Genomic DNA, 11,397 nt, shown 5'->3' on the forward strand with positions numbered 1-11,397 from the left:
TTTCCTGAATTATCTTGTACATAAATAGTATTAAGTCTATAAATATAATACATATACTTAAAAATATTTTTTATTTAAAGGAAGAACCTAAAATGTCAATCAAGAACATAACTGTTCTCCATTTTCTTTTGCAAGACATCCATGCCTGTATTGAGTTGAGATATGTGGCTAAAGTACTTCCTTTACCTTTGCTTGAAATAGTTCCCTCTTGTCCTGTCTATTGTGCAGGATTGATGAATCTTAAAAGTAAATGCATTCCTGTTCTTGATTTAGCGATTAGTATTGGTTTGTTACGTGAGCAAATATATCCTTTAAATATACCAGTTCTTCTGTGCGATAATGGATCACATCAGCTAGGTTTAATTGTTGATAAAGTACTTGGCATCAATGAAATTGATGAAAAAAAGATCGAAGTTCATGAAGAGTTTACAAATAGTAACTCGCCATTTTTTGGTGTCGTCACTCTAGAAACCGGGGTTTCACTATTAATTAATATTGATTGGGTATTTACGCTAAAACTGACACAAGAAATAAATCAAGTAATTAATCATGAACAACAATACTAATACAATAATAAATGAGATAAAAAAACTCGAGCCAGAGTTTATCGAGCTCATTCACAAAAGATTTGGTCTCGTTATTCGTATACATCAGGCTACAGAACTCACAAAAACAATTGTTGCCGCATGTATTAAATTTAATTACTTACCTCAAGAATATATAAACCACCTAAAAAATTGTTCTTATAACTCTTCTTTGTTAGCTGATTTACTTGCATCGATTACTGTAGGTGAAAGTTATTTTTTCCGCGATAAGAATCAAATGATGTTACTTGAAAAAATTCTTTTACCTCAATTAATCAAAAAAAAGTCGAATGACTTTACTTTAAAAATTTGGAGTGCTGGTTGTTCTTCTGGTGAAGAAATATATACAATTGCCATGTTATTAACAGAATTGCTTCCCAATATCGATGCTTGGGACCTCTATTTATTAGGAACCGATATAAATACCAGTGCACTCCAAAAAGCAAACTCCGGTACTTATGGACAATGGTCGATGCGCTCTATTTCTGAGAAATACCTAAAACGATATTTTAAAACAAATAATCGCTCATACATTCTTTCACCAGAAATTTGTAACTTGGTACAATTTAAATATCTTAATCTATGTGATAATAGCTACCCATCTATAATTAATGGAATATTCGATGTTGATTTAATATTATGTCGTAATGTGCTAATTTATTTTGATAATGAACTTGTTACAAAAATTATGAATAAATTAAGTGCCTGTATGACCGAACACGGTTATCTTGTTCTAGGCGCATCAGATCCAATTGTTACATCAGGAACTAATCTTATTTTTCATCATAATGATGCTATCTATTTCTCTCTAAATAAAGATGATGAAACAAAAAAGGATTTTAAATGACGATAAAAGAACAAAGGCACGCTTCTGAACTGATACCAAAAAGTGAGGAAGCATTATACATATTGCAAGCAAGAGCCAAGCAGCTTGCACAACAGGAAGTGGATAAAACGCAAAATAATGGTGTTGCTTTTGTTCATTTCAGTCTTAGCAACAATGAGCACTATGGAATTCCCTATCAATATGTCCAAGAAATTTTACATCATGTAGTTTTGGTAAAACCCCCATTCATCCCCCATTTTATTGCTGGGGTCATTAATTGGCGAGGGGCATTAATTACTGTGATCGATCTATTCCAATTTTTTCATCCGCATTCATCAACACATAATCTGAAACAAAAAAACGAATTTATTATTGTTATTAATGCCAGCAACATCACTCTTGCCTTACTTACTCCTCAAATCGAAGGTAGTGCTATTTATCAACCAAATCAATTGGCCGTTCCTTTATCTTCGATAAATGCAGCAAAGCCTGAATACATTCTAGGATTACATCAGGCAGTTACAGCAATTATTCATGTTGAGACTCTAATATCGAGTTTATGTTTAGAGATTAAAAAAAGTTTATATAGGAGAGGAGAGGTTCATGGAAACCATTAATAATCGAGGCCTTATTATCACCGTTCATGCTCGCTTAATCATTGGATTTATGACTCTTAGTCTTCCTTTATTGCTATTAATTATGCTTTTAATACCCAAAGTTAACTTTGTAGTCGAATTAAGTCAGAAAATACGCAATGAAAATTTGCCACAAATTCTTGATAGCCAAATTTATGAGATTCAAGACATATTGGAACATTGGGCAATGACAGGCGACCCTGAGGACAAAGCCCATTTTGATCGCATGTGGGAGCAAATCACTAATATTAGAAATAAATGGAATCAAGCCATGCATTCTACAGGTAATGCCAAACTCCGAACAGAATGGGACAAGCTGGAAGAACTCTATTTACCTCTTTACGAGATTCAAAGCGCGATAATCAATACGCCAAGAGATCCCAATAATCCTGATAATGTAGAAACAACTAGGAATAAAACAAGAAGTCTTGAAAATACGATGATTAAAATTATCGACGGTGCTTATTCCGCTGAAACAGGGAAAAGAACGGGGGGCATATTTAATTTGTTATCTCAAGAAATCGAAAAGAATACGACCAAAATTAATAAAAGTTTAATCTCTATAAAGAACTCTGCCTATTGGCTACTCATTTTAGCTATTATTTTAACCATTATTGTTCCCTACATCACATCGCGAGCGATGTCCATTCCCATTGATAAGGCAATTGATATTGCTGAAAAAATTGCCACAGGTGAACGCGATATAATGATCCAAATTCCAACTAGAGATAAATTAGGTAAATTGCTTTTATCACTAAAAACGATGCAAGAAGCAATTAAGAAGAATGAAGAGATTCTTCGTACTAAAGAAGAAGAATCTCGAATATTATTTGAAAAATTAGTCAATTCATCAAAGAAATTTCGTGAGCATAGCAGTAAAGTTGCCGCAGGCGACCTTAGAGAGCATCTTGAAATTGATAAAGAAGACATTTTACAAGATTTAGGCAAAGATTTAAATTTAATGACCGATGGTTTAGCATCGATTACAAAAAAAATCACCACTGCGGGCAATGAAATAGTGACCATGGTTGAAACGATTCTTACCTCAGCCAATGAACAAGCTGAAAGCATCACATCACAAGCAACTGCAATTAATGAAATTAGCGCCTCTCTAGAAGAAATTGATAAAAGCTCAAAACAAACTATGGCTAAAGCACAAACTTTAAGGGAAGTTGCTAAAAATACATATGAACAAGGAAAATTAGGCACGGAATCGGTGGCACAAAGCATTGAAGGGATTAATGCTTTAGAAGAAAAAATGAAGCTGATCGCCCAAACCATTCTTGATTTAAGCACTCACACCCAACAAATTGGAGATATCACTTCAGTAGTGAATACCCTAGCACAACAATCAAAGATGCTGGCATTGAATGCATCAATTGAAGCGTCTAAAGCAGGCGAAGCTGGAAAAGGATTTGCTGCTGTTGCCACTGAAGTTAGAAACCTTGCGGAACAATCAGAACAATCGACAGTGCAGGTACAAAAAATTCTTGAAGATATCCGCCGAACTACCGAAAAAGCCGTTACTGTTACTGAAGAAGGAGCAAAAGCCCTTGAATCCGGAACAAAACTCATTGATAAAGCGGGCCAAGTCATTCAAACGCTTAGTAAAATGATCAATGAAGCTTCTATTTCAAGTCAGCACATTGAGGTAGCCATACGTCAGGAAACTGTAGGTATAGAACAAATAGTCGAAAGTATGAATGAAATTAACCGTACTACATCAACTTTTTCAGGTGGTATTAAAGAATTGATGGATTTTATCCATAAGTTAGATGATATAGCAAAGCATCTTAAAGATGGTGTGAACATTTATAAAGTTTAGAAGCTTTAATATGACTCCAAACGATCAATTATTAAAACAGTTACTTGAAACATTTGGCCCAGAACTTGAGTCATTACTGTCAATTATTACTGAGAATTTAAGAAAAATTGAACGCGCAGAAGCAGTAAATGATCTCAATCTGATGATGGCGGACATTTCCCGTGCTGGGCGCAATATTAAAGTTTCAGCATTTTCAGTAGGCATGCAAACCCTTGGCAAGATCGCTGAATTTGTGGAGCAACTATTTGATCCGTATCATAAAATCTCTACAGAGATCATCCAATTAACATTTCGTGCAGTTGACGGAATGCGTGAAGCCATGCATGATTTTATTGAAAAAAAACCTCTTTCCGCCAACCTTAATAAACTACTATACCAACTTGAATCTCTTTTACAGCTGGAAAAGAATGAAGAAGAAAAACAAATAACCCAACCAAAGACCACACCACATGACAAGAAATCTAATGAAGCAGTATCGTCATCAATCCCCCCCCCTCCTTCTCCAGATAGTGAGTTTATAAAAAAAATTGTTGAAACATTTACCACAGAGCTTCATGAAAATTTAATCACAATAACGGATGGATTATTACAACTCGAGAAAGGAACTGAATCGGAACAGGACTTCCAAAATTTATTGGAAGAAATGTTTCGAGTTGCCCATAATATCAAAGGTTCTGCTCGAGGCGTAGGAGCCGTGGATGTAGGTGAAATTGCTCACTATTTAGAAGCTTTATTTGCTGCAATTCAGAAAAAAAAGATAGCGATCTCTTCTGAAATAATTAATCTTTGTTTGCAATCAATTGACTATATGAATGAAGCAATACAATGCTTTAGTGAACAACGCCCCTTATCTTTTGACTTACACGCTCATTTGCAGAGGTTAACCCATTATGCCGAAGGCATTACTCAAGGAGAAATAGAATCTCATATATCTCCAAGTAATCAAAATTCAACCAAGCCTAAAGAAAAAGCTGGTTTTCCAGTTGTACCACCAAAAAATGAATTTGAATCAATACGGGTGTCTTTACAAAATTTGGAACGTATTTCAGTTTATATGGAAGAAATTCAAGCTATTAAAATTGCTATAGAAGAAAACTATTCTAAGCTAACCAAAATTAATTTCAAATTGGAGCAACTCACTAAGTCCTGGAAAAAAAATACCTCTGATTTAATTAAAAATTATTCTGGCAACGAAATAAAACATTTAGATACTTTATCTTCTGTAAACTTTACTGAACTCACAGAAGCCAAAAAAGCCACTCATTTAATTGAAAGAGAACTGCGTATACCTGTGAGCGAATTATCGATTTTATTAAATGCGCTTCAGGATGAAATTCGTACATTACGTCTCATTCCGGTAACGAATCAATTACGTTATTTACCGCGCATAGTACGTGACTTAGCTCAAGAGCTAAAAAAGGAAGTGAATTTCGAAATTAGAAGTAATAATGTAAAAATTGATAAGCTAATACTTGATGGTCTAAAAGATCCCATAGTTCATATTTTGCGTAATGCCATTGATCATGGTATTGAAAATAGCGAGTCTCGTTTGAAAGCCGGCAAATCACCACAAGGAAATATCATTATTGCAGTCACGCAGAAAAACAATCAAATTGTTTTTAAAATAATCGATGATGGTATGGGTATTAAAACAGATGATGTGATTCGTAGTGCACTTCAAAAAAATATTATCACTCAAATTGAACTTGAAACGATGAAACAAGAAAATATATATGATCTCCTTTTTCGGCCAGGTTTTTCTACTCGCAAGTCAGCTACTGATATTTCTGGACGCGGCATAGGACTTGATGTCGTTCGCTCGAATCTGCTTCGTCTCAAAGGTCAAGTTCATGTAGAAAGTCAGCCAGGTAAAGGAACTATTTTTTCCTTGCAAGTTCCTCTTACCTTAGCTACTGAACGGGGTTTAATTATTATATGCGGTAGCCAAACATTTGTAATTGTTACCAGCTCCGTAGAATGCGTATTGTTGTTACAAAAGAATGATATTGTTAATGTAGAAGGGAATCCAACCGTCCTTGTTAAGGAACAGCCAATTTTGTTATGCTCGTTGTCAAAGGTGTTATATCTTGATGAAAATAAAAAAAATCCTAAGGAAAATTTTTCTGTTGTTGTCATCAAGAACGATGAAGAGTGCATTGCTTTGCTTGTCGACGAAATTATTGGTGAACGAGAAATTGTACTTAAACCATTGCAAGAACCTTTAACCAATATACCTTGTGTCATTGGGGCTACTTTAACAGGCAGCAATCAAATTAATTTCGTATTAAATTCTGCAGAGATAATTAAAAGGGTACTGCTATAGTGAACTACTGTCTATGATAAAAATTTTAATTGTTGATGACTCACCTACGGAAATTGCATTAATTCAACATATCATTGAATCTGCGAAAGATATGGAAGTGATTGGTATCGCTAAAAATGGTAAGGAAGCAATTGAGTTAACCGAAAAATTAAAGCCTAATCTTATTACTATGGATATACATATGCCCGTTATGGATGGGCTAGAGGCTACTCGTATCATCATGGCACATCATCCTACACCAATTGTGATCATCAGTTCCTTGATAAATAGCGAATCAGCCCATGCTACTTTTCATATTCTTGATGCAGGTGCATTAACTGCTTTAGAAAAACCTGAAAGTGTATTTTCACCTTCTTTTGAAGACAGCAAAAATCATATCGTTGATACTCTTCGTAGCCTTGCAGATATTCGAGTAATAAAAAAACCATTAAAAAAACATTTAACACACGGAGGTCACCAAGCACACACCGAGCATACAGGCGAGCCCCTTTATGAAATTATTGCCATGGGGGCCTCAATTGGTGGCCCCATAGCGTTGAAAACAATTCTCTCTCAATTACAAGCAGATTTTCCTGTACCTATCGTTATTGTGCAGCATATGAGTAGTGGTTTTATTTGTGGATTTGCACAATGGCTTGCGGAAAATGTAGATCTTACGGTTAAAAATGCAGAAAACTATGAGATCTTAAAAGCAGGAGTAGTTTACATAGCTCCTGAACATACACATCTGGAGATCGATAGAGCTCATAAAAATTTAATCTGCAAATTAGTCGATGCCCCCCCTATTTCTGGTTTTTGTCCTTCAATTACACGTTTATTTCAATCAATTGCCAAAGTTTCCAGAGACAGAGCCATTGGGATACTTTTAACAGGAATGAGTGATGATGGAGCAACAGGATTATTGGAATTAAAGCGAGCTCATGGACATACCTTGATCCAAGACGAAGAAAGTTCTGTTGTTTTCGGCATGGGTGCTGTAGCACAATCATTAGATGCCGTAGATAAAGTTATTGAATTGGAACATATTGCCAGTTATTTAACAAAAATTTGTACCATTATAAGCGAGTAACTTTTTATGGAAAAAGAAAATCCATTGATTTTAGTAGTTGATGATAGTGCTACTATGCGTCTAATTACCTGCGATGCATTAATGAAAGTGGGTTTTAATGTTATTCAAGCTGAAAATGGTGAACGAGCATTATCATTACTTACAACTACAATTACTAAACCCGACGCTGTATTATTAGATGTCGAAATGCCCGGTTTAAATGGCTTTCAAGTCTGTGCTGAAATTCGCAAATTACCTGATTGGCGCTATCTTCCCATTATGATAGTCACAGGTTTAGAAGATTATGAATCAATTAATCTTGCATACCAAGCTGGCGCTACTGATTTTACAACCAAGCCGATTAATCCAACGTTACTTGGTTATCGTGTCCGTTATATGGTTCGAACCAACTCTTACTTTCAAGAGTTGCAAATCGCTGAGCAAAAAGTTAGGGCATTAAATAATGAGTTGCTTGACAAGTTACTTCAAATTCAACAAAACGCCATTGCAGTGGCTCGTTTTGTACCTCAAGATTTCCTTAAGGTATTGAATCGAAAAAATATTGCCGACATCAAATTAGGTGATTGTGTTGAAAAAGTCATGACAATCCTTTTTTTAGACATCAAGTCCTTTACTTCAATTGCTGAACAACTTTCTCCAGTTGAAATTTTTAATCTGATTAATACATTGATGAGCTACATGGAGCCCGTAATTCTTAGAAATTCTGGCGTTATTGATAAGTATATTGGCGATGCCATCATGGCGTTATTTAATGATGCAGATGATGCCCTTATGGCTGCATCGGAATTGTTAGAGGCTCTAGATAATTTCAATTCCTCTCGAACACACAACCATCTGGAACCAATACGTATAGGCATTGGCATCAATACGGGTCATCTGATTTTAGGCACCGTTGGCTTTGAAGAGCGAATGGATTGCAGTGTTATTAGTGATGCAGTCAACATCGCCTCAAGGTTAGAGAACTTAACTCGCATTTTTGATATCGAACTATTAATTAGCGAACAAACCTTCATACAATTACAACACAAAGAACGATATAACTTTCGTTCTTTAGGTTTAACCAAAGTAAAAGGTAAAAACCGCCCCATAAATATTTATGAAATCTTTAATCATAACCCCCCAACAGAAATTCAGTTTAAAAAGGATTCAGCCTCCATTTTTACCACCGCTTTAAGTCAGTATGGAGCAAAAAAATTTAATGAAGCCTTAGAGCTTTTTAAAGAAATACTGTCCATAAATCCGCAGGACTCATCAGCAAATTATTTCCTAGAGCAATGTAAGGAAAAAATGAAATAAAGAAGGATGCAAGCATCCTTCCACTTACGTAACTAACTCGCTTTAATTTGATCGACAGCATTTTGATTGAGGTGCGTGACGATTAAACTAATTAATCTTACTGCTTGATCATAATCACGCTTATCAAATACACCGGCTTGTTGATGTGCATAACGGATGGGCACCCCAATATTAATGCTTGGAACCCCTGAGCCTGAACCTTGTACTTTGGATCCATCTTGACCATACCCTATTTCAGATTCTAATTGTACTTGGATGTTATTTTTTTTAGCCAAATCTAAAATCCAACTTAATAACTCTTGGTGAGGAATCATTGAACGATCATAAACAAATAATGTAGGTCCTTTACCTAAAGCAATTTTACCTTTACGGGCGGCAATCAACGCAGGATAATCATCAGCAATACCTACTTCAACATTAATGGTAACATCTGGATGGGTACTATTAAAAACAGTACTTGCTCCACGTAATCCCACCTCTTCTTGTACCGTTGCAGCTGTAAAAAGCTGATTAGGCTGTTGCTGATTTTTGAGCGATTCCAGAACATCGCCAATCAACGCTAAACCTAATCGATCATCAAGTGCTTTTGCTAAATAACGATTCTCGCTTAAAGGACTAAATTGACTGGCAGGAGTCACTTGTAATCCTGGGCGAACATTAAATTGAGTTTCTGCTTGCTCTTTTGTTTCAGCCCCAATATCAAGAAAAACTGCATTAACTGCGGGTAACTTATTTTTTTTGGTTTCTTCAATAAGATGAGTGGAATCCATTCCAGAATATGCAAGAATAGGTCCATTAGGAGTGGAAACAGTCCAGCGCTGTGCAAAAATAACTGAGGCTGGAATACCTCCTAGAGGAATAATCTTTAAAAAACCATCAGGCGTAATCGATTCAACCATATATCCTACTTCATCCATATGAGCCATCAATAAAACATTAGGGCCTTTGGAATTATCTTTATAGAGTCCAATTAAATTACCCATGCCATCTACAGTAACGCGGCTCATCGACTGTTGCCATTGTTGCTTTACCACATCGCGAACAGATTTCTCAAATCCAGATGCACCTGCCAAATCAGTTAATTTTGCCAAAGAATTTTGATCGGCAATAACACCAAAAGATCCCATCATCATTAAACCCATCAGAATTGCATTTAATTTTTTCATCATCAATATCCTTATTTAACTCAAATTATTGCGCGATCATTCTACTATAGTAACAGCCTGTTATTTAGGCTATTATTGTTTTTTTATTTTTGAACCATTTTTTGCCATGAAAATCGCCATTGTCATTCCTGCTCGTTATGCTTCAACCCGACTACCAGGAAAACCATTAGTGATAATTCATGGGCAAACGATGCTACAACGTGTAGTGCGTTTGTCACTCGCAGCTACTGAAGGACTAAAAAATACTTCTGTAATCGTCGCAACTGATGATGAACGAATTGTCCGACATTGTAATGAAATTGGTGTTGTCTCTGTGATGACTTCTCCAGAAGCCCCCAGCGGCACTGATCGGGTCGCTGAAGCAATAGAGCAAATACCAAGCAAACCTGATTTTATTTTAAATATGCAAGGAGATGCGCCACTAACACCCCCAGATTTTTTACGGGCAATGATCGATGACTTCGCTGCTTCCCCTTGCGATTCAGTAACTCCTGTGACCCAATTAACCTGGACACAACTTGATGAGTTACGCCAAAATAAACAAACAACCCCTTTTAGTGGTACCACTACTGTTTTCGATGAACAAACCGGCAACGCTTTTTGGTTTAGCAAAAGTATAATCCCTGCTGTGCGTAAAGAAGAGGAGTTACGTCAAAAAAGCGACAAAAGTCCTATATTTCGTCATATTGGTTTATATGGATATTCACTCAATATGCTGAAAAAGTATATTACTTTACCCGAAAGCAAATTTGAAAAATTAGAAGGATTGGAACAATTGCGTCTATTGGAAAATGGCTACACGATTCGTTGCGTTCCTGTGGATTATAAAGGACGAGCGAGCATGTCCGGGATTGATAGCCCCCAAGATGTTGTTCGTGCTGAAACATTAATTGCTCAATATGGTGAATTATTGCCATCCTTATCTGCTCAATCTCAAGAGATTCTATAAATATGAGAACACGATTGCTTGTTGCCCGTCATGGTAATACATTCGCTCCTGGCGATATTGTTCGCCGAGTAGGTACTACTGATTTACCCTTAGTGGATAGTGGCTTACATCAGGGACGTTTGCTGGGTATCTATCTAAAACAGCAACATCTTATTCCTGATGTGATTTTTACCTCAAAATTAAAACGCGCCATCCAGACAGCAGAACAAGCGCAAAACACTATGGGCTCTGATTTACCAATTGAAACCTTATCCATTTTCAACGAAATCGATTACGGGCCTGATGAAAACCAACCCGAAGAGTGCGTTATTTCTCGAATTGGAAAAGATGCAATTAACGCTTGGGAGACCCAAGCTATAGTCCCATCAGGTTGGAACGTTGATCCCACTACACTCATTAAAAATTGGCTGGATTTTTCTGTTTATCTTCGCACAAAATATACAGGAAAAACATGTTTGGTTGTCACAAGTAATGGCATTGCCCGTTTTTTACCTTATTTGACAGGTAATTTTGCAGCATTCAGCGGACAATACGGAATAAAAATTGCTACAGGGGCATTATGTATCTTTGAAAACAAAGAGCATTCTGAACTATGGGATTGTATTGCGTGGAATGTGAAGCCTCAAACAGCGATCGATGACTTTAATACTATAACCTCTGATTCTTCTTTTTGAGTGAATCTGGGCATCTATAACTCGCCAACAAATCTTGGACTTAGCCATCC

Annotated in this window: 10 protein-coding genes; 9 read left to right on the forward strand and 1 reads right to left on the reverse strand. The window is 36.2% G+C overall.

The genetic code is table 11. From position 1 onward, the window contains the following. Positions 1–92: 92 nt before the first annotated feature. From Lsan_RS07320 to Lsan_RS07350, 7 genes are read left to right on the forward strand one after another with little or no spacing between them, the layout of a single operon-like run. Positions 93–566, forward strand: a complete 474-nt coding sequence (locus Lsan_RS07320; protein ID WP_058513854.1) for a CheW domain-containing protein — start codon at positions 93–95, stop codon at positions 564–566. After that, complete coding sequence (locus tag Lsan_RS07325; RefSeq protein ID WP_058513855.1) at positions 550–1,431, forward strand: CheR family methyltransferase; 882 nt, start codon at positions 550–552, stop codon at positions 1,429–1,431. The genes Lsan_RS07320 and Lsan_RS07325 overlap by 17 nt, the downstream gene beginning before the upstream one ends. Next, positions 1,428–2,027: a chemotaxis protein CheW gene (locus Lsan_RS07330; protein WP_058513856.1), complete on the forward strand. Its 600-nt coding sequence runs from the start codon at positions 1,428–1,430 to the stop codon at positions 2,025–2,027. The genes Lsan_RS07325 and Lsan_RS07330 overlap by 4 nt, the downstream gene beginning before the upstream one ends. After that, positions 2,014–3,870 carry a methyl-accepting chemotaxis protein gene (locus Lsan_RS07335; protein ID WP_058513857.1) on the forward strand — a complete coding sequence of 619 codons (1,857 nt, stop codon included), beginning with the start codon at positions 2,014–2,016 and terminating at the stop codon, positions 3,868–3,870. The genes Lsan_RS07330 and Lsan_RS07335 overlap by 14 nt, the downstream gene beginning before the upstream one ends. Positions 3,871–3,880: 10 nt before the next feature. After that, positions 3,881–6,193 (forward strand): ATP-binding protein, encoded by a 2,313-nt coding sequence (locus tag Lsan_RS07340; RefSeq protein ID WP_058513858.1) that lies wholly within the window; start codon positions 3,881–3,883, stop codon positions 6,191–6,193. 13 nt (positions 6,194–6,206) lie between these two features. Further along, positions 6,207–7,262, forward strand: a complete 1,056-nt coding sequence (cheB, locus tag Lsan_RS07345; RefSeq protein ID WP_058513859.1) for a chemotaxis-specific protein-glutamate methyltransferase CheB — start codon at positions 6,207–6,209, stop codon at positions 7,260–7,262. 6 nt (positions 7,263–7,268) lie between these two features. Further along, positions 7,269–8,558, forward strand: a complete 1,290-nt coding sequence (locus Lsan_RS07350) for a response regulator (protein ID WP_058513860.1) — start codon at positions 7,269–7,271, stop codon at positions 8,556–8,558. Between the two features lie 32 nt (positions 8,559–8,590). Here the strand turns inward: Lsan_RS07350 and Lsan_RS07355 are convergent, their stop codons facing one another. Continuing rightward, positions 8,591–9,727 (reverse strand): M42 family metallopeptidase, encoded by a 1,137-nt coding sequence (locus Lsan_RS07355; protein WP_058513861.1) that lies wholly within the window; start codon positions 9,725–9,727, stop codon positions 8,591–8,593. Positions 9,728–9,830: 103 nt separating this feature from the next. On the opposite strand from Lsan_RS07355, the gene kdsB reads away from it, so the two are divergent. Both kdsB and Lsan_RS07365 read left to right on the forward strand, forming a co-directional pair. Continuing rightward, the gene (kdsB, locus tag Lsan_RS07360; RefSeq protein ID WP_058513862.1) at positions 9,831–10,673 is read left to right on the forward strand and encodes a 3-deoxy-manno-octulosonate cytidylyltransferase; all 843 of its coding nucleotides are present in this window, start codon (positions 9,831–9,833) and stop codon (positions 10,671–10,673) included. A 2-nt stretch (positions 10,674–10,675) separates the two neighbouring features. Next, a complete protein-coding gene (locus Lsan_RS07365) occupies positions 10,676–11,347 on the forward strand; it encodes a histidine phosphatase family protein (RefSeq protein ID WP_058513863.1) in 672 nt (223 codons plus the stop codon). The last annotated feature ends 50 nt before the right edge of the window (positions 11,348–11,397 follow it).

Source organism: Legionella santicrucis, from assembly GCF_001468135.1.
Classification (GTDB): Bacteria; Pseudomonadota; Gammaproteobacteria; order Legionellales; family Legionellaceae; genus Legionella; species Legionella santicrucis.